24 protein-coding genes and 1 pseudogene are annotated in these 22,931 nt (G+C 62.9%); 4 read left to right on the top strand and 21 right to left on the bottom strand.

Translation table 11 applies throughout. The features are described 5' to 3' along the window. Positions 1–49: 49 nt before the first annotated feature. From SPITH_RS02350 to SPITH_RS02310, 9 genes are read right to left on the bottom strand one after another with little or no spacing between them, the layout of a single operon-like run. Positions 50–691, bottom strand: a complete 642-nt coding sequence (locus SPITH_RS02350; RefSeq protein WP_014624146.1) for a riboflavin synthase — start codon at positions 689–691, stop codon at positions 50–52. A gap of 24 nt (positions 692–715) precedes the next feature. Next, positions 716–1,804 carry a bifunctional diaminohydroxyphosphoribosylaminopyrimidine deaminase/5-amino-6-(5-phosphoribosylamino)uracil reductase RibD gene (ribD, locus tag SPITH_RS02345; RefSeq protein WP_014624145.1) on the bottom strand — a complete coding sequence of 363 codons (1,089 nt, stop codon included), beginning with the start codon at positions 1,802–1,804 and terminating at the stop codon, positions 716–718. Positions 1,805–1,813: 9 nt separating this feature from the next. After that, the gene (locus tag SPITH_RS02340; protein ID WP_014624144.1) at positions 1,814–2,395 is read right to left on the bottom strand and encodes an Rnf-Nqr domain containing protein; all 582 of its coding nucleotides are present in this window, start codon (positions 2,393–2,395) and stop codon (positions 1,814–1,816) included. Further along, on the bottom strand, positions 2,385–2,993 hold the full coding sequence (locus tag SPITH_RS02335; RefSeq protein ID WP_014624143.1) for an Rnf-Nqr domain containing protein: 609 nt from the start codon (positions 2,991–2,993) through the stop codon (positions 2,385–2,387). The genes SPITH_RS02340 and SPITH_RS02335 overlap by 11 nt, the downstream gene beginning before the upstream one ends. After that, a complete protein-coding gene (locus tag SPITH_RS02330; RefSeq protein WP_014624142.1) occupies positions 2,994–3,500 on the bottom strand; it encodes a hypothetical protein in 507 nt (168 codons plus the stop codon). It abuts the gene before it with no gap. Further along, positions 3,497–4,528, bottom strand: coding sequence for an RnfABCDGE type electron transport complex subunit D (locus tag SPITH_RS02325; RefSeq protein ID WP_014624141.1), 1,032 nt, complete (start codon positions 4,526–4,528; stop codon positions 3,497–3,499). Before SPITH_RS02325 ends, SPITH_RS02330 begins: the two co-directional genes overlap by 4 nt. Further along, positions 4,515–5,837, bottom strand: a complete 1,323-nt coding sequence (locus SPITH_RS02320) for an NADH dehydrogenase (protein WP_014624140.1) — start codon at positions 5,835–5,837, stop codon at positions 4,515–4,517. Before SPITH_RS02320 ends, SPITH_RS02325 begins: the two co-directional genes overlap by 14 nt. After that, on the bottom strand, positions 5,834–7,294 hold the full coding sequence (locus SPITH_RS02315; protein ID WP_014624139.1) for a hypothetical protein: 1,461 nt from the start codon (positions 7,292–7,294) through the stop codon (positions 5,834–5,836). The genes SPITH_RS02320 and SPITH_RS02315 overlap by 4 nt, the downstream gene beginning before the upstream one ends. A 10-nt stretch (positions 7,295–7,304) precedes the next feature. Then, positions 7,305–7,778, bottom strand: coding sequence for a divergent PAP2 family protein (locus SPITH_RS02310; protein WP_014624138.1), 474 nt, complete (start codon positions 7,776–7,778; stop codon positions 7,305–7,307). A 277-nt stretch (positions 7,779–8,055) separates the two neighbouring features. Between SPITH_RS02310 and SPITH_RS02305 the strand changes: the two are divergent. Together SPITH_RS02305 and SPITH_RS02300 are read left to right on the top strand one after the other, a co-directional pair. Continuing rightward, positions 8,056–9,378: pseudogene (locus tag SPITH_RS02305) on the top strand (transposase). A gap of 128 nt (positions 9,379–9,506) precedes the next feature. Then, positions 9,507–10,736: an IS256 family transposase gene (locus SPITH_RS02300; protein ID WP_014624137.1), complete on the top strand. Its 1,230-nt coding sequence runs from the start codon at positions 9,507–9,509 to the stop codon at positions 10,734–10,736. Positions 10,737–10,990: 254 nt separating this feature from the next. On the opposite strand, the gene SPITH_RS02295 is transcribed toward SPITH_RS02300, so the two are convergent. The 3 genes from SPITH_RS02295 to SPITH_RS02285 form a co-directional block, all read right to left on the bottom strand. After that, positions 10,991–11,197 carry a TetR/AcrR family transcriptional regulator gene (locus SPITH_RS02295; RefSeq protein ID WP_014624136.1) on the bottom strand — a complete coding sequence of 69 codons (207 nt, stop codon included), beginning with the start codon at positions 11,195–11,197 and terminating at the stop codon, positions 10,991–10,993. A 116-nt stretch (positions 11,198–11,313) separates the two neighbouring features. Then, positions 11,314–11,679 (bottom strand): cyclophilin-like fold protein, encoded by a 366-nt coding sequence (locus SPITH_RS02290; protein WP_014624135.1) that lies wholly within the window; start codon positions 11,677–11,679, stop codon positions 11,314–11,316. After that, entirely contained in the window at positions 11,636–12,919 is a 1,284-nt protein-coding gene (locus SPITH_RS02285; protein WP_014624134.1) for a M28 family metallopeptidase, read from the bottom strand. The genes SPITH_RS02290 and SPITH_RS02285 overlap by 44 nt, the downstream gene beginning before the upstream one ends. Before the next feature lie 78 nt (positions 12,920–12,997). Here SPITH_RS02285 and SPITH_RS02280 point away from each other — a divergent pair, with 78 nt between their 5' ends. Beyond that, entirely contained in the window at positions 12,998–13,618 is a 621-nt protein-coding gene (locus SPITH_RS02280; RefSeq protein WP_014624133.1) for a TetR/AcrR family transcriptional regulator, read from the top strand. On the opposite strand, the gene SPITH_RS02275 is transcribed toward SPITH_RS02280, so the two are convergent. Then, on the bottom strand, positions 13,597–14,439 hold the full coding sequence (locus tag SPITH_RS02275; RefSeq protein WP_014624132.1) for an SDR family NAD(P)-dependent oxidoreductase: 843 nt from the start codon (positions 14,437–14,439) through the stop codon (positions 13,597–13,599). The genes SPITH_RS02280 and SPITH_RS02275 overlap by 22 nt on opposite strands. 144 nt (positions 14,440–14,583) lie before the next feature. Here SPITH_RS02275 and SPITH_RS02270 point away from each other — a divergent pair, with 144 nt between their 5' ends. After that, a complete protein-coding gene (locus tag SPITH_RS02270) occupies positions 14,584–15,456 on the top strand; it encodes an SDR family NAD(P)-dependent oxidoreductase (protein WP_014624131.1) in 873 nt (290 codons plus the stop codon). Positions 15,457–15,492: 36 nt separating this feature from the next. Here the strand turns inward: SPITH_RS02270 and SPITH_RS02265 are convergent, their stop codons facing one another. The 8 genes from SPITH_RS02265 to SPITH_RS11750 all read right to left on the bottom strand — a co-directional run bounded on the left by SPITH_RS02265 (position 15,493) and on the right by SPITH_RS11750 (position 22,774). Then, positions 15,493–15,930, bottom strand: coding sequence for an FMN-binding protein (locus SPITH_RS02265; RefSeq protein ID WP_014624130.1), 438 nt, complete (start codon positions 15,928–15,930; stop codon positions 15,493–15,495). Further along, entirely contained in the window at positions 15,917–16,606 is a 690-nt protein-coding gene (locus SPITH_RS02260) for an ABC transporter ATP-binding protein (protein ID WP_014624129.1), read from the bottom strand. Before SPITH_RS02260 ends, SPITH_RS02265 begins: the two co-directional genes overlap by 14 nt. A 17-nt stretch (positions 16,607–16,623) precedes the next feature. Continuing rightward, entirely contained in the window at positions 16,624–17,760 is a 1,137-nt protein-coding gene (locus tag SPITH_RS02255; protein ID WP_041623978.1) for an ABC transporter permease, read from the bottom strand. Next, entirely contained in the window at positions 17,688–18,974 is a 1,287-nt protein-coding gene (locus SPITH_RS02250; protein ID WP_014624127.1) for an ABC transporter permease, read from the bottom strand. The genes SPITH_RS02255 and SPITH_RS02250 overlap by 73 nt, the downstream gene beginning before the upstream one ends. 36 nt (positions 18,975–19,010) lie before the next feature. Next, positions 19,011–20,219, bottom strand: coding sequence for a Fe-S-containing protein (locus SPITH_RS02245; protein WP_014624126.1), 1,209 nt, complete (start codon positions 20,217–20,219; stop codon positions 19,011–19,013). A gap of 93 nt (positions 20,220–20,312) precedes the next feature. Next, the gene (locus tag SPITH_RS02240) at positions 20,313–20,831 is read right to left on the bottom strand and encodes an iron transporter (protein ID WP_014624125.1); all 519 of its coding nucleotides are present in this window, start codon (positions 20,829–20,831) and stop codon (positions 20,313–20,315) included. Continuing rightward, positions 20,832–21,662, bottom strand: a complete 831-nt coding sequence (locus SPITH_RS11755; RefSeq protein WP_052296244.1) for an FTR1 family iron permease — start codon at positions 21,660–21,662, stop codon at positions 20,832–20,834. Continuing rightward, a complete protein-coding gene (locus SPITH_RS11750; protein WP_052296243.1) occupies positions 21,647–22,774 on the bottom strand; it encodes a hypothetical protein in 1,128 nt (375 codons plus the stop codon). The genes SPITH_RS11755 and SPITH_RS11750 overlap by 16 nt, the downstream gene beginning before the upstream one ends. Positions 22,775–22,931 lie beyond the last annotated feature (157 nt).

The following is a 22,931-nucleotide window of genomic DNA, read 5'->3' as shown; positions in this document are numbered from 1 at the left end:
CTGTGGTCTATAATACTCCAATCCTTTTGTATCGAAAAGGGAGGTACGTCTAGAACCCGAGGTCGCGGAGCCGTTCGATGGTGAGGCCGCCCGTGCCCGAGCCTCCCTCGAGGAGGAGGCTCTCCACGTACTTGGCGAGGATGTCGCACTCGAGGTTCACCGGCTCTCCCTGGCGTCGATCCGAGAGGGTGGTGACCGCAAGGGTATGGGGAATGACGACCACACTGAACCCTTCGGGGAGTTTCTCGGCAACGGTGAGGCTGACACCGTCGACCGCCACCGAGGCCTTGGGAGCGATGTATTTCCTCAGCTCCGGCGGTACCCAGACGGCGAAGTACTCCCCCCCGCTCCGTCGCTCCCGCACCATCACCCGCCCCACACCATCCACGTGCCCCGACACCAGATGCCCCCCCAACCGCTCGCCCACCGCCAACGCCGGCTCCAGGTTCACCCTCCTCCCCACGCGCACCCCCCCCAGCGTACTCCGCGCCGCCGTCTCGTAGCTCACGTCCGCACGGAACGTACGCTCATCCAGGGCCGTGACCGTGAGGCACACCCCGTCCACCGCCACACTCGCCCCTACCTCCAACACCCCCACCACCCCCGGCCCCTCCACCCGCACCACCAGCCCTCCCCCCTCCCTCCTCACCTCCCGCACCACACCGATCTCACGAACGATACCTGTGAACACCGTACCCCTCCTCGTACAAGACTCCTACACCCACCCCCGCCGCACGCACCGCACCACCGCATCCTCCCCCACCCCCCGCACCTCACGCACCTCCCACTCCCGTTCCCCCAACCCCTCCAGCACACGCCCCTCCACCCATCCCCTTCCCTCACCCAGGACCCTCGGCGCCACGAACACCACCAGCTCATCCACCACCCCCGCCTCGAGGAACGCCCCCGTCACCCCGGCCCCCGCCTCCACCATCACGACATTCACCCCCTCCTGCCCAAGCCACGCACACACCGCCTCCACATCCACCCTCTCCCCCCTGACCCCCATCTCCACCACCCGCACCCCTCGCCTCTCCATCTCCCCGCGCCAACCCTCATCCACCCCCGGCCCCACCATCACCACCGTACCCTCCCGTACGACCCGGGCCCCCACCGGGAGCCTTCCCCGTGTATCCAACACCACCACCCCGGGATCCCGCCCTTCCCCCACCGGAACCCGCACCGTGAAGGCCGGATCGTCGGCCAGCACCGTGCCGATCCCCGTGACGAGCACATCGCTCCCCGCGCGCAACCGGTGCACCTCGCGTCGGGACGCCTCACCCGTGATCCACTTCGAACGTCCATCCGGCAGGGCGATCCTCCCATCGAGAGAGGCGGCCACCTTGGCCACCACCCACGGCCTCCCCCGCTCCATCCTCGAGATGAACCCCCTGTTGAGCCACCGCGCCTCCCGGGAGAGCACCCCCACCTCCACCTCCACCCCCGCTTCGGCGAGGATCGAAAGCCCCTTGCCCGCCACCTGCGGATTCGGGTCCCTGCACGCCACCACCACCCTCCGCACCCCGGCCTTGAGGATCGCATCCGTACACGGCGGGGTCCTCCCCCAGTGACAGCACGGCTCGAGGGTCACGTACATCTCCGCACCCCGCGCCTCCCCCCCCGCCTCGGAGAGGGCCGTCACCTCGGCATGAGGGAGCCCGGCCCGCTCGTGGAAACCCTCACCCACCACGCGCCCATCCTTCACGACCACGGCACCCACCATGGGATTGGGCGACGTCCGCCCCTCGGCCCTCCGTGCGAGGGCGAGTGCCCGTCTCATGAACACCACATCACGCTCCGCCACACCAACCTCCTATACGAACAGAGGGTACAGAGCGTACCCCGTCACCTCGACCACCAAGGCCACGAGACCCGCACAGACCGCCCGCACCGGAAGCCCCCTGAGCGGCCCGGGCACCTCCGGCCCCTCCACCCGGTGAAGGATCCCCACGTAGAAGAGGAGCCCTGCGGCGAACCCCACACCCGCCCAGAGGAGCCCCCAGAGCGACCAGCCGAGCGACCCCTCACCCTCGAGCACCACGAGCACCCCGCCGAGCACCAGCGCCACGAGATCGCCACGCATCACCAGTTCGAGCCACCGATCGTCCTCTCCCGGCGCGAGATACCTGAGGATCTGGAAAAGGAGCACGAGCACGCCTCCGAACCCGAGAAGGAACCCCATGAGCCTGAAGGCCCGCACATCCAGGGCCGAGAGGACCCACCGCTCGAGGGCATACTGGTAGAGCCCGGCGAGGAGCAGGAGACCCGTGACCACCCCGCCCAGGAAGAACGCATCCCTCACACGGGAGACACCGGAGAACAGGAGGGAGAGCCCCAGGAAGAAGGCGAACGCGAGGTGCGAAGGTCCGAGGTAGAGAAGCGCATCAGCGGGCATCACCATCCCTCCCTGCGAGCCGCACCAGGGCGGCGAGGTAACCGAAGACGAAGAAGGCACCCGCAGGGGCCACCGCCGCCCGCAGGGGCAGGTCCCCGAGCCCCGGCACCACCAAGACCACATCGGCGAAGGGCACCAGACTGAGAGCACCGTAGCCCAGAAGCTCCCTCACGAAGGCCATCACCACCACGGCCGCCGCATATCCCCCGCCCACACGCATCGCCATCCGGAACGTGCGCTTGGGACGGTGGGAGAGACCGTAGGCCACCCCGTACCCCCACACGAGCGAACCCACCACCAGCACCGGCAGGTACAACCCGAGCACCCTGAGCACCTCCGGTGCCCAGGCCCTGAAACCGAGCTCCATGAGACTCACCGTGGTTCCTCCCACGATGAAGAAGACCGCGAGCTGCATCTGGCGGTTGCGCAGGTACTCCCTGAACGAGGAGAAGAGGAGCGAGAGGAAGAGGAGCAGGCCCCAGGCCACGAGTCCGAGAAGGAGACCGTAGCCGAACCTCGTGGTGAGTGCGAGCGCCGGGGCGAGCCCGCACCCCGCGACCAGGAGGATGTTGCCGTGAAAGAAACCCGCCCTTTCCATCTAGAGGAGACCTCCTTCCTCGAGGAGCGATCGTCCGAGGCGCACCGCCTCCTCCACCTTCCGGAGCAGGAGAGGATCGACCCCTTTCACCTCGTGCCACAGACGCCGGGCACTCCGATCCAGGAGGAGCCGCCTGAGACGATCCGTATCGTACGGATCGTCCCCTCCCGCCTCGAGCCCGTAGGGGAACCGCACATCCACGACCGCACCCGTTCCATCATAGAGCACCACCACGAGCCCCGCCTCGCGCCACACCACCGGGAGCGCCACGGCCCACACCCCTTCCCCCTCGCCCGACACCCGATACACGCTCCCTGCGGAAACAGGAAGCCCCATCTCCTCCACCTGCAATCCCTCCCCCCCGAGCACGAGACGCACCCCCACCGCATCCCGGTCCTCCAGCCTCCCGCCCAGGAAGACATAGCCGCTCCCTATCAGCGCGAGCGTCGAGAGGAAGAAGAGCACCACCAACCCCACATCGAAGCGTTGATCGAGCACGTGCCTCATGCGCGACCCCCCACCCGGGCTACGGAAAGGTGATCCACGAGCGGGACCGTGAGGTTGAGCACCGCGGCACAAAGGAGCCCGGGATAGGGAAAGGCCCCACCCAGGGAGAAGAGCCCGGCCAGGAGGCCTCCCGCAACCGCATACCAGGGAAGGAGTCCCGCCCTGGAAGGCCTGGAGACCTCATCGGGGACGAGGAAGAAGGCGGTGAGTACCACATCGGTGGCACCCAGGTAGAAGAGCACGTCGGCTCCTCCCTCCGGTCCCCCTCCTGCAACGAAGACGAGGAGGGTGTAAGCCCCCAGGAAGAGGAAGGGGAGATCCACCCGCACCGCCTCCTCGTACACGAGGATCAGGGCACCGAGGAAGACGAAGAGCCCCATCTGCGCGCCCACCGCACCCGGCACGTTCCCCAATGCGAGATCCACGTATCCATCGGGAAGATACGAACGAAGGGGCACGAAGATCACATCGTTGAGCACACCCGTGACCCGCACGTCGATCCCGCTCGGGGTGAGCCCCACCATCTGGAGGACGCTCCCCCCCCGGAGCCCCGAGAGGAGACGCTTCGCCTCGACGAAGAGCGGGAGTCCCTGCACCCGATCCCCGAAGAGCGGCGGAAGGTAGCTTCCCGCATCGAAGGGAAAGGAGACCACGGCGAAGAGCACGGCCGCCACCGCAGGATGGAACCAGGCGCGAGCAGGGCCGCCGAAGGTCCAGCGCGCCACCACCTGACCGAAGACCGCGGCGAGAAACCCGGCAACGGGATGGAGTCCGGGAGGCAGGAAGAGCCCCACGAGGAGCCCGAGCCCCACCGCATCCCACGAGGGCCGTACCCTTCGGGAGAAGAGACGCGCCATGAGGAGGTCCGCGCCGAGGCTCCCCACGATTGCAGCCGCGGTCGGCAGGAGCCCCTCCGGACCGAAGAGCACCGCCATCCCCCCCAGCACCGGGAGCAGGGCGAGCACCTTCTTCCCCTCGTAGACCTGCCTGGAGCCCAGGACGAGCCTCCCACCGTCAACCCTCTCCATGACCTTCCCCCTCCTTCTCGAGATACTCCCTGAACCGATCCGCGAGGGGAATGGCCGAGGGACAGACGAAACTGCACAGGTTGCAACCTATACACCCCTCGATCGCTCCTCCGGAAAGGAGTCGCTCGTCCCCTCTTCCGAGGGCCTCGTGGAGGAGCCAGGGCTCGAGCCCCCTCGGACAGACCTGCGCACAGCGGCTGCAGTGGATGCACGGTTCCTCCCCCCCTGTCGCCCCTCTCCCGAGGAGCGTCACCACATCCACGCCGGGAAGCAGCGGTACCCCGAGCCATGAGACCTCCCTGCCGGAGAGAGGTCCTCCCAGGAAGACCATCGGATCCACATCGGGACCGGGCATCGTCCCCTCCTGGGAGAGGAGATCGAATACGGGCATACCCAGCCGGACCTTCACGAGAACGGGGCGCTCCACTACATCGCCACCCACCAGAACCACCTGTTCGAGCACAGGCCTCCCGCCGACGACCGCATCCCTCACCGCGAGGAGAGTGGAGGGTTCCGCGATCACGAATCCCTCGTCCACGGGAAGCCTACCCCAGGTGAGGCGTGCCCCTCCCACAAGCTCGAGGAGCATCTCGTCCGAGGTGAAGGGATACCGTCTCGCGACATGGTGGATCCGCACGGGAATACCCGGATCCCCCAGGTCCCTGACGAAGAGGCGGGAAACCGTTCTCTCCTCTTCAGGGAAGACCAGATGCACCTCCTTGGGCATCACGGTGCGCACGAGGATGCGGAGCCCCTCGGCCACGGCCTCGCGCCGGAGCCCGAGGAGCAGCTCCTCGGTATACCGCCACGGCTCCGCAGAGAAACAGGCGCAGACCAAGGCCTCGGCCTTACGACCCGGCGGCGGGAGGAACCTCCCGATCGGGAGGGGAACGTTCCCGTGCCGGATCACCCCCGACGAGAAGAGCCGCTTCCAGAGTTTCTCCGGCGTCATATCAGCCCAGTCGGACGTCCGGTCTTTCGCGCGACGCTCGAAGGTCCCGGCGAGGTCCAAGATCACGGCCTCCCGTTCACCCTCCGGAAGGGAGACAGGGACGATGTCCCGTACCCTCCCGGGAACCGAGGAATAGAGGGGCGTCCCCAGGACGCTCGCCGGTTTCGCGAGCAACTGACCCTCCTTCACCTCATCGCCCGGCTTCACCACAGGATGGGAAGCCTCCATCCTTCCCCATGCGAGAGGGATCACCACCACCTTGGGAAGGGATGCGTTCACCACCCGACGATCCACCGTCTGTACATAGGAACGGAACTCCAGACCGCCTCTCACGCGGCCGGCAAGGAGCGACCTCATGCGACCTGCCTCCCCTCCTTCCGGATGGCTGCTCTCATACCATACCTGGTTTCAAAAGTCAAACCCGCCCCCCTCTTGAGAATCTCGGGCAGGAGCAGGAGAAGAAGGATGAGGAGGCCCGCCGCCTGCACAGGCCAACGCCACTGGACCGTCAGCTGTGAGGGGACGAATGAGACATTCCTCCCCGTGCCGAGAAAGAGATGTTCGAGTCTATTGGGAGAAAGATCCTCCACCCTCCGAAACCAAGCCGCATCGAACACGAGAACCACCACCTCCTCCCTCACGACCTCATTCCCTACAACCCGGTAGCGGGGGAGGGTCACTGTCGTCCCCTGGGTGGGAAGCTCGAACGGCACGTTGAACAGAAAGCCCTCCTGGAAGGCCCGGTGTGCGAGATAGCCGTCAGCCCCCTGCCACCACGGTCCCTCCCCGGGAAGGGGAATCTCCACCTCGTCCCCGGCAAGCCCCGCGCCGGCAGCAATCGTGGCACATATCAGGAGCAGGAGCCCCCACCCCCAGCGGGGGAGGTTTCTGCCGGAGTCGGTACGGGTACGTCTTCTGAGGGGTACCGGACGAAAGACCCGATGTGAGAGCCGGCTCCGCCACCACGTGAAGTAGGCGATCATCATCCCCACCACTCCACACTCCACCAGCAGGGCCGACACCACCGCCCAGCTCCCGATGAAGACCGCCCATCCCACCACCACCGTGAGATGGATCACTCCCCACCACACGACCCCGCCCCACTCCTCCCACCTCCATCCCCACAGGACCCCTCTCTCCATCACCTCGGCAACCGGCGGCAGGAGGAGCAGAAAACTCACCATCCCTGAGGCGGCGGCGGGCACCATCCCCACCCCTCCGGTCCCCACCACGACCACCCAACCCACACCACCCGCCACGGCCCACACGCCCCATCTCCCCCAGGCCCACCACACGAGGAGTCCCAGGAACACCCCGGCGAGGAAGAACCTCACCGGCCACCCCTGCCCCATGAGCACCACCTTTCCGGGAAAGGCCCGGAGCACCGGGAGCACCTCGAAGAGAAACCAGAGGGCGCCGTGTCGCTGCGGCACGTAGAGGAGGGAGACGACCTCTCCACCCACCCTCCCTTCGAACATCGAAGGCAACCATGAGAGGTAGGGATCGTACCTCGGATCGGCCGGATCGAGTCTCGAAGGGAGATCCCTGAGCCTGTACCGCCCCAGCTCCCGTCCCTCCCACAACTCCACCTCCTGGCTCCCCTCCCACACCACCGGCCCCAGGCCCTTCCTCTCGAGCGCCTCCACCACCACCTCCGGAGCCACGCTCTCTCGTATCCCCAGCACCTGGACCCCCTCCCAGCCGCCCGACCCGTCCGACAGGAACATCATGAGCACGAGGGCCCCCACGAAGAGCACGCCCCCTCCGACCCCACTCCAGTACGCACGGATATCCTGCACCTCCCTCCTGGGCACCGGATCCCTCCTACGAGAGAAGACTCACCACCAGGGCGATGGAGAAACCGAGGACCATACCCACCCCCACTTCCGGGAAGGTATGGCCGTGGGTCACCTCCTTCACCGGCGTGAACTCCACCCCCAGCTTCTCCCGAACGCCCTCACCAAGACGATTGAGGACCTGTGCCTGCTGACCCGCCGCCTTCCGCACCCCCACTGCATCCCTTATGATGATGGCGGCGTAGAAGACACTCAGGAAGAAGAGCGAGGAATCGGCCCCATCATGGAACCCGATCGAAGTCGCGAGGGCGGTCACCAGGGCCGAATGGCTCGAAGGCATCCCACCCGTCTTCCAGAGGACCACGGGGAGCAGGGGAGAGGCGAATCTCCGTCTCCTCTTCAACGCCTCCACCAGGAGCTTGATCACCTGCGCACAGAACCAACTCAAGAAACCGGACAGGAACACCGGATGAGAGAGCACCCGAACGAGACCGTTTCCCATCGTACCTACGTCCTTCAAGGATGGTATAGTGAATAGTCTCTTATTAGTGGGGGGATTTGTCAAGAGAAGACAGGTCCGAGCCTTTTGCGCTGTTTTCACGCAACGATAGGTAAAGAAATTACAAGCGGGTGGGGATTTATTTTACCCCAAAAAAGCGGTCCACAGGTGCGATAGAAGGGGAAAACGAGGTCGGAGTTGAAAAATTGACCCCAAAAAAGAGGGCCCCCGGGTTTTTCCATGATAGAATCATGGTAGCAGAAAACCGACGGAGGGGCCCATGGCAAGTATAGCACAGAAATCACTTTTTTGCTGGCACGATGTAGAAGCATTGGGGGATTTACATCGGCTTCGGCTGGTGTTGGAGAACCTGCCGGATGAGGAACTGATGCAGTAGCTGGAACAGAGGCGGGGGAGAGGCCGGAATGAATATCCGGTACGGGCGATGTGGAACTCGCTCGTTGCGGGGATAGTGTTTCAGCACCCGAGCATCGAGCAGCTACGCCGGGAGCTCTTGCGGAACGGGCAACTGAGGGACCTGTGTGGATGTGATCCTACCCGGGGAAGCGATGCGGTACCCAGTGCCAGCGCGTACAGCCGGTTTCTTTCCACCTTGAGGAAGCGGAGTATCCGGGAAGCACTGGTAAGGGTGTTTACCAGCCTGGTGGATCAGTGCTACCGGGAGCTGCCTGGATTTGGGCGGCGGCTGGGAGCCGATGGGAAGGGGATAGCAAGCGTTGCCCGTCGAAGGGGGAAGGGTGCCGGAGACCGGCGAGGGGAGCACGATGCGGACTGGGGGTGTCATGAGTATGTGTATCAGAATGAACGGGGGGAGGTGCAGAAGTCGGTAAAGAAATGGTTCGGGTTTACGGTGCACCTCCTTGCGGATACAGCGTATGAACTGCCGGTGGCCTTTACGGTGAGTCGGGCCTCAAAGCACGAGGTGCCGGTGATGCGAAAGCTGATTCGGTCCCTGGATCGCCATAGGCCGCATATACTCAAGGCGGCGGAAGTGTTCACGGCCGACCGGGGCTATGATGATGGCACGTTGATAGATCTGTTGTGGCACGAGCACCGGATCAAACCGGTCATCGATATTCGCAACCTGTGGAAAGATGGAGAACAGACCAGGCTGGTCCCGGGGACAAGAAATGTGGTGTATGACTACCAAGGGACGGTGAGTTGTGTCTGTATGGCCACGGGGACGCAGCGGGAGATGGCCTACCGGGGATTTGAAGAGAAGCGGGGCACGTTGAAGTACGGCTGTCCTGCGGTGCACTATGGGTATGAGTGTGCAGGCAAAGCCTCCTGTCCCTTGGCCTCCTGTATTCGGATCCCCCTCTCCACGGACCGCAGAGTCTTCACGCCTCTCGCCCGATCTTCGTATCGGTGGAAGCGGGAGTATGCCAAGCGAACGGCCTTGGAGCGGATCCACAGCCGGCTGGATCGAAGCTTTAGCCTGGAACTCCACACGATCCGGGGGCAGGAGAAACTGTCGGTTCACCTCACGCTGGTGTTTTCTGTCATGAGTGCCCTTGCCCTGGGACGAGTGCGAGAGAACCAGCCAAACCAGATACGCTCCCTGCTCAGGCCTGCGGCCTAACGAGCGGTCTTACCGAAACCGATCCCCCGTATCCAGGGACTGTAACATCGAGTGTTGAAAAAGGCGGGGAAAAAAGATAAGGGGTATCTCCCACCAACACACACTTACAGCTAAGGAGGAGATACCCCATGACACATGTACCTGCGACACACTCTACCCTTTCTCGCCTGATGAGGCAAGTGGAAGACCAGGTACGGGAGCACGTCCTCCAGACGTACAAGAGCTACCTGGAGCGCCTCCTTGAGGCACTCAGAGATGCGGTAGTGGGAAGAGACCGATATGCCAGAGGAGGTCCTGAGGACGTCTCCTACTACCGGTACGGCTACAGGAAGTGGAAGACCGTGCAGGTCCCATGGGGAACCCTTACTGAGGTACGCGTGCCGCGTATCCGTACCAGCTGCGGGAAAGAGGTGAGGCTGGTGACCTATGAGCACAGGCTCAAGGCCCTCACCGAGGAACTTCTGCTTGGGTATGTGGGAGGGATGAGTGCGCGGACGTGGACCATTCTCTTACGGGAGCTGGGGATAGGAGAGGCTCACCCGCAGACCCTGCTGAGGCTCATCAGACGTCTTCGCGAAGAGAAAGAGCGGTGGCGGAAGCGGCCCCTCAGCGGGGTGAAGGCCCTTGTGCTGGATGGGGTATGGGCCAAGAGGCGGGGGAGCGATCAGAAGAAGCTGGTGGTCTTAAGTGCCGTGGGGGTGAAGGAGGACGGGACACACGAGCTGCTTGACTGGATCGTTGCAGCGCGTGAGGACCGAGCGAGCTACGAGCGACTCCTTACCGGGCTCTACGAGCGGGGGCTTGAGGAGGTGGAGCTGGTGGTGGCCGATGAGGCAGAAGGCATCTGGCAGGCGGTGGAGACCGTGTATCCCGAGGCGAAAAAGCAGATATGTCTGTGGCACCTGCAGCGGACGCTTGAACAGAAGCTCCTGCAGGATATGGGGGAACGGAAGGGGAAGAACGCAGACCTCCAGAAGGAGAGGCGAGCTTTTCGAGCGGAGTACTGGAAGCTCTTTGAGGCAGGAGGGAAGGAGGAGGCAGAGGGTGCGTGTGAGGCATTCGTGAAGAAGTGGGCGCCGAAGGCTCCCCGGATGACGGCCGCCCTCCTGTGGCGGAAGGAGCGGCTCTTCTCCTATCTGGAGTTACCCTATGCGTGGAAGAAGAAGGTGAGGACGAGCAACCTTGCGGAGAACCTGGTTCGGCACATGAGGAGCTTTCTGCGACGGTATCCCGGGTATATGAGTCTTGCCCATGCGGATGAGGTGGTAGGCCTCTACGTGGTGGGCATGCAGGTGATACAAGAGGTGGGGAGACGCACCCCTTATCAGCTCCAGCGTAATTTCAACACTCCCCCTTGACAGTGCCCCGTATCCACGTTCCCTTGAGGAATCCTGAGGGAAGGTGTGTCCAGTTCGGATACAGAACCGCCGTGCTGGAGAGAACGCGAGTGAACCATCGTGCATATTGTACCGTTGTGAGCACTATTCCGGATGAGAATACGGTAACGTTGACACCCTAAGCAGACATTACAGCGCGTTGTTGCCCAGGATTCCCGTTGGGTTACTAAAAAAAGCAGTACAGCGCAAAAGGCTCCTACCCTTTTTGTCTTGACTTAATGGGCGCAGTACAGTGCTATTTCAAATTTATTATCGAAATACTGATATATAGTTCTCCTTGTAATCATTGCTTCCTTGGCAATAGCCTCTATACTCACACTATCCACTCCCTTTTCGAGAAAAAGTTTCCCCGCAGCATTCAATATTCTTTCCCGTTGATTCTTACGATGGGCCTTGTATATCACCTTCTTGAGTTCACTCATTCTTTGCTCTCACTTTTCAATGTACCTAAAATAGCGTTAGCAGATTTCTACCCCCTCGTCAATAAGTTACCAGATTGGGAAGAGAATTATACCAAATACCAACTCACGGATAAGCATCACTCCACCCGCTCCACGCGCACCACCGGCCGCTTCACGCGATCGAAGCCGGCCAGGTCAGAGGTGATTCTCCCGAAGACCTCCACCTCGCTCGCAGGACGTATCTCCCCGGGGCCGCTTATGGGGGTGGGTCCCCAGAAGATGCAGAACGAGGGACCGCCGGGCCAGTAGGCGAGATCCCCGGGCTGCACGAGCTCCTGTGGCCGTTCCAGCGACCTCCTCAGGGCGATGGGGAAATAGATCTCGCTCCCCCAGAAGGCCCCCCTCCCCTCCACGGGGAGGAGCGCAGCGATCGCCCTTCCCAGAGGGGTATCGAAGAGCTCAGCCTCGAACACCTCCTCGTCTATCACGAGTCGCACCTTCATCCCGTCCTCCTTTCGGCACGGTCTTCCCTTCCTTATAGACGGCATACCCCTCCTCATCAAGCCTCCGGAGACCCACGAGAAGCGCCTTCATGAGGTCCCTCACCGCCTCATCCTCCACCGCAGGGGGCAGGTCGGCCATGGTGTGGTAGACGAGCCTCCGCCGTATCATCCGGTTGGCAATCCCGATCAAAGAAATGGTCGGAAGGCCTGCGCGTGCAAACGAGGCGGCATCCGTACCGCCACCGCCAAAGGTCATGCGCCTCACAGGGAGCCCCACACCCGCCTCCTCGGCCCACCGAGCCACCCGGGAAGCGAGCTCGCCGGAGAGGAGAAGCAGCCCGTTGATGTCGGAGACGAGGATCTGCAGGTCCTCCCTCCGGTAGATGCTGTCGATGTTGAGCACCACCACAGGCGTTCCCTGAAGCTCATCCCGGTGCCGTCGTACAAAGGCCGCCGAACCCCGGAGGCCCGACTCCTCGGCGTCGAAGCTCACGAGGCGGAGCGTGACGTACTGTGGTGGCCTTCGGGCATAGAGCCGGGCGAGCTCCACCAGCATGGCGCAGGCGACGAGGTTGTCGCCCGCCCCCGGCACCCCGTGCCTGAAGACAAAGGTGGCACGCTGGAAGAGAAAGGGAATCCCCAGCACAAAGAAGATCACCCACCCCGGCCCGAGGGTCCACCACCCGAGCCCCACGCCCAGGGCACAGAGCGCCGCCCCAAGGGTGAAGGCCTCGCCTCCGAGGACCTTGAGGGGGTAGAGGACCTGCCTCCGCTTGAGGTAGGGGAGCTCGCGGGCTGCATCGTGGTGCGCGCACACGTAGACCACCAGGCGCTCCTCCCCTGCAGCAGGGATCTCGGCGATCACGTTCCTGCACACACGGCGGGGAAAAAACCTGTCCACCACAGGGAGGAAGAGCACGAACTCGCCGAGGTCCATGGCGAGCCCTACGAGAAAGCAGAGTCCTGCAACAACAGGCCAGCCATAGGCGAGAAAGACCACCCCCACCGCGTAGAGGAGGAAGACGTAGACATGGTAGCCCATGAAGGCATCGGGGCTACAGACGAACGACTCCCTCCACGCCTTTGTCCCTGCCTGCCGGAAGGCCTCTTCGATCGCCGCTCCGGCCTCATCACACCCTGGGGTGCCAGCGAGCCGCGAGGGGAAACGACGTATCCACTCCTCCAGCAGGGCCTTGATCCGCCTTACCTCGATGCGTTCGAATATCACACGGGAAGCCATACTGCCTCCTTTTCTCGTTGACACGCGTACCCGCCACATGGCAGTATAAACATAAGTTTAAAACAAAGGAGCGTAAAGGTGGAAACCCCGTCGACACAGGAGCGTATCCTCCTCGCCACGATCGAATGCATCGAAGAGTACGGACTTCCTAACGTCACCATACGAAAAATCGCAGAAAAGGCAGGTGTGAACATCGCGGCCATCAACTACTATTTTCGCTCAAAAGACAAGTTGCTGGAAGAGGCCATGCGGATCACGGTGCGCAACTCATTCGAAGATGCCCGGGACGCTCTCAGGGAAGAGGGGCTTCCCCCTGCAGAGCGTCTGAGACGCGTGCTCGAAGAGCTCTTCAGAGGCGGATTCACCTATCCCAGGCTCACCCAGGCGCACCTCCACTCGCTCTTCAATGAAGGAAAGTTTGCCTACTCCTTCCAGGAAGAGGGGATGCGCATTTTCTTCCACTCTCTCGTCGATATCCTTGGTCAGACGAACCCCCACCTCTCAGAGGAAAAGAGACGACATCTCACTGCCATCATTGCAAGTGCGGTCTTCATGCCCTTCGTCCTTCCCCCGGTGTTCGAGCTCATCCTCGGAAGACCTATCGACGAAGAGGCCGGGAAGACCTATCTGAAGACCCTCTTCGATCTCTTCACCCGTGCGGGAATCATCCCCGAGGATCATACCCCTCGTGAGGGATGAGGGGCCCTCTTTTTCCATGCACACCGCTCGGGGTGGAACATGGTGTGGGCCACCGGTCGCCAGCGCATGCCCGTCACCACGGCCACGAGCTGTTTCGGGACCACGGATGCGATCGTGACCAGGAACCGATTGAACCATCCCGGGATGATGAGAGGCCTTCCTTTGAAGAGCGCCTCAAGTGCATACAAGGCCACCCTGTGAGGGGGAAAACTCGAGAGCCGCCCTGCGATCCCCTGCGCCCTCACCTCATCGATCGAGCGGGCATTGGTGAGCACACCCCCCGGGCACAGCACACTCACGGAGATCCCTCTCCCCTTGAGCTCTTCTCCGAGAGCCAGGGTGAAGTGGAGTACATAGCTTTTCGACGAGGCGTACACACCGAAGAACGGCATGGGGAAGAAGCCCGCGAGGGAAGCCACATTGAGGAGGAACGAAGGGCGCCCCCTCTCCAGAAAGGGGAGCACCAGGTGTGAGAGGGCGGTCGTGGCCTCCACGTTGAGCCGGAGCATGACTTCCCATTCCTCCACATCCCACACATCGAAAGGACCTGGATGACCATAGCCCGCATTGTTCACCGCCACAGTGAGACTCCCATAGCGGGAGAGGATCTCACGAACATGCGTACGAGTCTCCGGACAGGTGATGTCACCCTCCAGCACGTCCACCTCGATGCCGTAGCGTCGCCTCAGGGATGAGGCAACCTGGGGGAGCCTTTCCCCCGGAAGCGAGACGAGGAGGAGATCGAACCCCCGCTTTGCGAGCTCCTCGGCAAAGGCCCGCCCCAATCCTCTGCTCGCGCCCGTCACAAAAGCATACGCCATGGCACTCTCCAATCAGTTATTTCAAACATTCGTTTAAGAGGGTAATATGAATACGGGTTTTAGTCAAGTGTTTTAATTGATTTTTTTATTCTTTTGTTTTATACTGAAGCTTGAGAGAATGAACACCATCACACAGGAGGCGCAATGAACAATACCCGGTACGCCCTTGTCACAGGAGCTACAGGTGGAATCGGGCGACACATCGTAGCTCAGCTCCTCGCACGAGGCTGGTTCGTCCTGGGCACGGCCCGGAGTGCCGCCCGAACTGCAGAGCTCATCGACTGGCTCTCCTCCCGGGGGAGCGAGACCTCCAGGCTCACCATCTATGAGGTGGACCTCTCATCCCAGAGAGCACTCCGGGAGTGTGCCGGGAAGCTTTCCGCACCTTATCTCAACCTCATCATCCACAATGCCGGCATCTACACCTCCAAAAAGCGTCTCTCACCCGAGGGAATAGAAGTGCAGTTCGCGGTGAACCACCTCGCGCCCTTCCTCCTCACCCACCTCCTCCTCCCACGTAGTGCAAAGGCTCCTGGCGGAGGTCGCATCCTGGTGGTAAGTTCAGGCTCCCATGCCCAGGGACGTATCCACTGGCGCAACCCCAATCTCACACTTTATCAGGGGCTGGTCGCCTACGGGCAATCGAAGCTCGCGAACGTCCTCTTCGTCTATGAGCTCGAGCGGCGACTGAAGGCCCGGGGACTTCCTGTCACCGCATGTGCGATAGATCCGGGCCTGGTCACCACCGACATGGGGTTCAAACACACATCCCCGATCTCACGACTCGTGTGGTATTTCAGACGAAAGAAAGGGGTGAGCCCGGAGTTCTCTGCTCAGTCCATTGTAACGGTGGGATGCGACCTCCCCTTCGAAGAAATCGGGGGAAAGTACTGGAAGTTCGGGAAGCCCATTCCCTCATCCCCCAGGTCGTACCGGGAGGAGGATGCCCGCCGCCTCTGGGAGATCTCGGAACGCCTCACCGGAATCGGCTCATTCTTCGAGCCTACTGTATCGTGAGACCCCGATGCCCATGTGGGGATCAATGCGGTCTGGTTACTCGGAGGCGCCTCCCCGCGCCTCCTCCAGCGCCCTCAGCAGCGCCTCCCGGAAGGCCTCCGAGGTCCTCGTCGCCCCGCTCACCGCATCCAGACTGAGCTCGCTCCCTGCCCCGAGCACGAGCCCCTCCAGATCCTCCACCACCTCGCCCCATTCCCTCCCGCTCAGACGCATCATCTCCCGGTTCTGCGCTTCATCGCCCGTCTTCGAACGACCGGTGCGGGGGTTCCGCTCGTCGTACTCCACCGCCGCGATCCGTCCACCTCTCACCTCCAGCACCATATAGGCTACATAGCCGTACACCCTGCGATCGGAGAGCACCACCTCGTACCGGCCGTCCGCAAGGCCCGAGAGCACGATGCGCTCCGGGCCACACCCCGCGGCCGTGAGAAGCAGCACCCCCACCACTGCGGACAAGGCCCTACGGACGCGCATCCACCACCTCCTCCACAAAGGGATTCACGGGCGATATCCTGCCGTGGTTGAGGTACACGATGCGGTCCGCCTCCTTCGCCAGATTGGGGTTGTGGGTCACCATGATGATGGTCCGCCCCTCCCGTTTGAGCGCGCGGAAGAGGTCGAGCACGATCCCCTCGTTCCTCTCGTCGAGGTTCCCGGTGGGCTCGTCCGCGAGGAGGAGCGCAGGCTCGTTGACCAGTGCACGGGCGATGCAGACCCGCTGCTTCTCGCCTCCGGAGAGCTGGGACGGCCTGTGGGAGAGGCGCTCACCGAGCCCCACCTTCCTCAACACCGCCTCCGCTTCCCTCCGATCGGCCATACTGTGATAGTACTGGGCGACCATCACGTTCTCCAGGGCGGTGAGGTAGGGTACCAGATGGAACTGCTGGAACACCAACCCTATCTTCTCCCTCCGAAGCACGGCCCGTTCGTGTTCCGAGAGGCTGGCGGTCTTCCTCCCATCGAGGATGTACTCCCCTGAGGTGGGAGTGTCGAGGAGGGCGAGTATGTTGAGAAGCGTGGTCTTTCCTGCACCGGAGGGCCCCATGATCGCGAGCCACTCCCCTTCCTCCACCCGGAGGGAGAGCCGGTCGAGGGCATCGATCGACCCGTACGATCGGGTGATATCCTTGAGCTCCAGAACGCAACGCATGTCTCACCTCCTCACGTCTACTCGTTCTTGAGGATGCGGGCCGGGTCGATTCGGCCCGCGATCCAGAGGGCGGGAAAGGCGGCCACGAGGGCCACCAGACCGGTGAGCACCAGGGCCGAGGGGAGTATCACCGCCTCGAGATCGATCCACGTGCCGAACACCGAACGTCCTATCCACTGGGCGATCCCCCACCCCAGCACCACCCCCACGAGGGCACCAGAAGACGAGAGCACCAGGAGTTCCGCGACGAACCTCCTCACCACATGGGAGAGCTCGGCCCCTATGGCCCGCATGAGGGCGATCTCGTACCGACGCTCCGAGATCACCGCGATGAGGGTGGTCATCACACAAATGACCACGATGAGCATCATCACCGCCGCCACCACCACGAAGAGGCCGCGGACCTTCTCGAGCACCGCACCCTCGGACCGGGCGATCTGCAGGACGGGTTTCACCTGCACGTCGGGGAATCGCTCCTGGATCCGTCCGAGATGGGACTCGAGGTCCACCGCGTGGGTATCCACACTCAGGGCAGCGAGATCCACGCCCTCGGCCCGGTCGAGCACGGCCCTCGCCACCTCGATGTTCACGAAGAGCTGAAGCTCCTCTTCCCCGCCCGTCTCGACGATCCCCTTCACACGCATGCGCCATCGTGTTGCCCGGTCCCCGCCGTAGAGGACGACCTCATCCCCCACCTCGAGCTCCATCTCCTCGGCGAGACGAGAGCCCATCATGACGTTTCGGTTGTCGAAGGGCACACCGATCCAGGAACCCTCGACCTGCCAGTAGGGGAAGACCTTCCTCATGTCGGGGAATCTTCCACCCGCGAGCATCGCCTCGCCCAGATCGAGACGCACCTTGCCGTACAGGAGAGGGCTCCACCCCACCAGGGCCTCCCCGGGAAACGAGGAGACGACCTCTCCCACGCGATCCTCCGGGACCTCGGTCATCCCCTCTGCAGGGACGATGAGGACGTTCGCCCCGAAGTTCCTCAGTTCGCGGCTCATCTTCTCGGGAACGTCGAGCGTCACGAGAGAGACGGCGGAGAAGACCGCGGCTCCCACCACCAGGGAGAGGAGGATCACGCCGGTCCTGTTGCGCTGGTTGACGAGGGCCTTGACGACGAATCCGGCGAAGACCGCGAGGGGAACCATGTCCCGAAGAGCGAGCAGAAGAGGGAGGTGAGGAGCACGAGGGGGATGGCAACAGGTCTGAACCCCACCCCTCTTCCGAAGAGCTGCAGGGAGAGCACTCCGCTCATCCCGTACCCGAATGCCCAGCCCATGGCCCCTCCCAGGATGCCGATGACCCCCGCCTCCACGTAGAACTGGGAGAGGATGAGGAAGCGTGGTGCGCCCAGGGCCTTCATCAATCCGATCTCCCGCGACCGCTCGAGGACCACGGTGGTCATGATGGAGGAGATTCCGAGGGCCGCCGCGATGGTGGCCACGATGGTGATCACCCCGAGGAAGAACTGTACCTTGGTCATGATCTCGCCCTGGCCGGCCGCCACCTGCCAGACGGGCGAGACCCGGGCATCCGGAATCGCCTCCTCCAGTTGGTATGCGATGGCCCCCACGTAGGCCGTGCAGTACCAGAGATCCCACTCCCTATCGGTGAGCGAGCCGGGATCCCGCCGCGCCCGCCTCGCAAGGGCATCCTCCGGCGTGGTGAGGGCCGCCACCCGCACGTAGGAGACCTTTCCCTCGAGGCCTCCATGTCGCTGTACAAAGGAGAGCGGAGCGAGAATCATCTCGTCCTCCTCCCCTCCCGATGCCAGGATGCCCGTGACCAGGAGTGATCCACCATCCTCCAGTGTGAGGACCTCCCCAGGCCGGACCCCGAGCCGACGCGCGAGGGACGTCCCGACCAGCACCTCCACCGTCTCCGCCTCGTCCTCCGGGAACCTCCCTTCCACCTCCCAGAAGCGGTAGAGGGTCTTCACCCCCGTGGAGAAGGTCCTCCCACCCGGGACCGGTATCGACCTGTAGAAGTAGGTGCCGACCAGGGGCACCGAAGCCCCGTTCGACAGTGCGGCCGTACTCTCGAGGAAGGGGGCGAAGGCGGTGATGTTGTGCCGCCAGAAGATACTCTTGATCTTAGGGAGGTCGGACTCTTCGAGGAATGCCTCCTCCTCAAACGGATTGTATGCCACGCTCCCTATCCTGAGACCCGTGGAGCGCGTACGGGGGGTGACGAGCAGATTCGCCCCATAGGAGGAGAGCTCCCTCGCCATCTTGTCCCCGATGTCCATCGTGAGATTGAGGAGCAACGAGACGAGCGCCGAGGCGAAGAGCATCGTCACGCCTGCGAGCACCTTCTTGCCGGGATCCCTCAGGAAGGATCCCGCGATGATCCGTCCTTGCATACGGCCTCCATGCGACGAACGTGTGTCGCTTCACACTCAGAACGACTCCTCCTGGAGGAAGTACACCGCTGCGTTCTCCAGGACATCGCCTCCTATCATCACCATATCCCTGGTGACGGTGTAGTCGATGGGGATCGGATTACATCCCCCCGGCTCACCTATGGTGGGGATGAACATCTTCACCCCGCAGGCCACGCAGATCACGTCCTCACCCTCCTGGACGTATCCGGCATCACCGCAGAGCATGCACGCATCGAGCACGGCGACGGGATCCATCCCAGAAGGATCTCGGTTTATCACGAAGAAACACACAGCCGTGCCTTCCGTCGAGAGGAACGCGTAGCGGTGGAGATTTCCATCCGAGACCTCCTCGAGAGGGATCTCCACCGAACCCGAAGCCGGGGAGAGGGCGACCTCTTCGGCGGCAGAGAGACGCGGGGCCCTTCCTCCCCATATGTCCTGGAAGAGCAGGGGAAAGGCCACCATGAGGACGACCACCACCCCGGCGGCCGTCCGCCTCCGGTGCCTCCTCGCGGCTGCACACCTCTTCCTCCGCTCCGGGCCCGTCTCCTCCGGCTCCGCCGCCGCGTGCCGCGGTCGGTGCACGAGTGCGACATACCCCACCATCACCGCACAGACCGCGAGGAAGAGGTATCCCGAAAGGGGTCCGTATCGTGTGGTCCGGGCGGAGAAACCGACCAGGCCGCGGGAGGGGGGGAGCACGCCCGCCCTCACGAGTTCGAGCACCACCTCACCGGCCAGGACGATTTCCAGCACCAGGAGCCCTCCTCCCACGAGCAGGGAAGAGAGAAGCCCCGGCACCGATCCCTTGAGGAGGCGCAGATAGTGATGGAAGAGGAGCAGGAGGAGTACGCTCCCTGCGATGAGGAGCATCCTCGCCACGAACTCGCTGTTGAGAAGACTCACCACGGTCACCGGATGATCGGTGAAATACTCCCAGAGCACGAGCCCTGTCCACAACCCCAGGCCCCATACGGACACCGCCTTCGCCCGGGAGAAGAATACAGGGATCGAGGCCATGGTGAACACGAGCACACCCAACCTGAACCACCGATAGAGCCCCAGATCCACGGCGAGCGGCGCAGACAACCAGACGAGGAGCAACAGAAACATGGGAACACGAACCGGGGATCCCCCTGAGCGCCGGCCCCACCCCTCTTCCTGCAGGGAAACGATCACGACGAGGGGAAGCAACGTCCCGAGGATCGCACTCACCACATCCATACCCGAGCCTCCGGAGAGAGGGAGATGTCCGCCCGGGACAGACCGGGCGGACACTCCTTTGTTATGCTGAAAAGGCGATCATGGCCTCACGCCTTACTCGATGGGGACGTACGTGAACTCCCAGCTCAGGGTGAATGGTTCGAACCAACGCCCCACGCCGGTATCGGCATCGGTGTGCCGGAGGAACCCCTGCGAGGAGGGATTCTCGATACGATAGACGAGCCTATAGGTACCGGGCCCCATCATGCGGATGTTGTTACCGTAGTGGGGACCGTCGGCTGCCACCATGGGCATGAACACACCGGTCTGCCGCTCACCCGTATCGAGGTTGATGAGCTCGAACGAGATCTTCAGATAGGGGATCCACTCCCCTATGGCAAACCCGTTCGGGTTCCCCTCGACGGCACGAATGTCGGCCTCGAGGTGGATGTCCGAGAGCGACGCAGGCAGGCCGCTCCCCCTCGGCTCCATGTCCACTGGTTTGAGGTACACCGCAGCGACCTCCATTCCGTTGATCCTCTGCGGTTCGCCGATGGGATATTCGACGAATTGTGCGAACAATCCCCCAACAAAAGCCGTCATGAGAAACAGTGCGAGGATGAACCTCTTCATCTATGACTCCTTTCTCCCGGATGCATCCGGGTGGGTTTCTTCGGGTCGCACCACGACCCGTGTGCGCCGGTGCACGATGAAGACCACCGCCGCCACTCCCGCCGCCACCAGAAGCAACGCCTGAGGCAGCAGCGTCTGCCAGTAGGGATAGATCCCGAGGAAGGGTACGGAGAGCCCCGGGACGAGGACCCGAGGTTCCACCACGCCGGCCTCGATGAGCTCCATCACCCCTTTTCCCGCAAAGACGAACGCCATGTAGTAGAGGAACGAGCCCGTCACCGCGAAGAAGGGACCCAAGGGGAGCCTCATGGCCCCTTCCTTGAGCAGGTAGAACACCACCCCCAAGGCGAGGATACCCACGAGGAACCCGGCCAGTATCATGAAGAAATGGGAGGTGGTGCCGGCGTCCACGGCAAGGGCCTGGTAGAAGAGTACCGTCTCGGCCCCCTCACGGTACACGGCGAGGAACGCGGTGAACCAGAGGGCGCGCACCGAATTCTCGGAGAGCGCGACCTGCAGCTTGCCCCTGAGGTACCTCATCCACACCTCACTCTCCACCTTGGAGAGGAGCCAGTAGCTCACCCCCACCAACACCACGGCGGCGAGAAGTATGGTCACGCCCTCCAGGACCTCGCGGGCCGCCCCGGAAACCCGGAAGACCCAGGAGAAGACGACCGCGGTCACCACACTGAGGACCAGGGCCGAGAGGGAGGCATGATAGATCGTCCGGATCCTGTCCGTATTGCCGCTCCGTGTGAGGAACGCCACGAGTGCCATGATGATGAGGATGGCCTCCACCCCCTCCCGGAGGATGATCAGGAGAGAGTACACGAAGAAGCTCCACGATCCTCCCCATCCCCCCGGAAGGCCCCCGCGGCCTCATCCAGGAGCGAGACGAGCCTCCTCCCGTACGCTTCCGCTTCGGGGTCACCCTCCTTGAGCGCGGACGCAAGGGCCGTGAAAGCCCCCTCTATCTCCAGCTTACGATCGGGATCACGCACCCCGAGCGCAGTCTCCATACCCGAGGCCTCGAAGTGATCGAAATAGGAGTTCTGGATCACGCGCGCGGCGTCCACGCCCCTGCTCATCCTGGCGAGAGAGAGGGCCTCTTCCAGCGCCGCGCTCACCTGGCCCACCACGACACCCCAGTCCGCCTCGGGGATCTCCTCTCCCTGCACGGTCTTCGGGGACATCCCCGCCCCCTCGGGCACCTCGAGCCCCACGATCTCATCCCGGAGCGCCGAGACCAGACGGGCTGCCGCATCCTCGGCGAGGAAGAGGGAGCCGCTCTCCCTCATGTGCTTCGCCACATCGTTGAAGGCGGCCTCGTAGGCATAGTTCTCGCTCTGGGACCGCTGGGTCCGGATGGCGATCTCGAGACCGGTGTTCTTGTAGCCGGCGAAGAACGTCTGCCGTACCCGCTCCACGGCACCATCCACGTCCCCTGAGGCGAACATATCTAGCGCCCCACGCAACTCCCCCTCTATGAAGTCCACGGTGGCCACCCACTCGGGCGGCGCCTCTCCCCTCGCAGTCTCCTCTTCACCGGCCTCGGCGACCAGCACGTGTCCGGCATCCACCACCGGGAGTATCTCCTGGAGGCGGGCCAGAAGGAGATCGATCTTCCGGCGCACCTCGTCCCGATCGGCTCCCTCCGAGATGAGCGTCCGGATATCGGCGAACAGCCCCTCCATCTCCACGTTCACCTGCATGCCCAGATTGATGCGGATGGGGCCTTCGAGATTCTCGAAGACCTCGAAGTACGCATCCTGCACCGCATTCCGCGCGTCCTCCGCCTTCCCCTCCAGGTAAGAGGCATACGCTCCCTCGAGGAGACCTTCGATATCCGCTACCATCTCCCGATAGTCGGGGGATTCCTGAGCCCCGAGAAAGAGCACGGCAAGGAAGAACACTGCAAGCACGACAGAAGCCCTGTGACGCATCGGAACTCCGTTACTGCATGATATTTATATAAAAATCATTGTTTTTACCGAAAAACAGTAGCACACATCGATATTCCTGTCAAAATAAGTCAGGAATTTTCCTTCAGTTTCCCCGCCCCCGACCCTTGACCTTCACCCCTCTTCCGTTCCACCCTGA

Origin of the sequence: Spirochaeta thermophila DSM 6578, from assembly GCF_000184345.1 — a bacterium.
Lineage (GTDB): Bacteria > Spirochaetota > Spirochaetia > Winmispirales > Winmispiraceae > Winmispira > Winmispira thermophila.
Note: the sequence above shows the minus strand (reverse complement) of the source record. Positions and strands in the feature narration are given on the sequence as shown.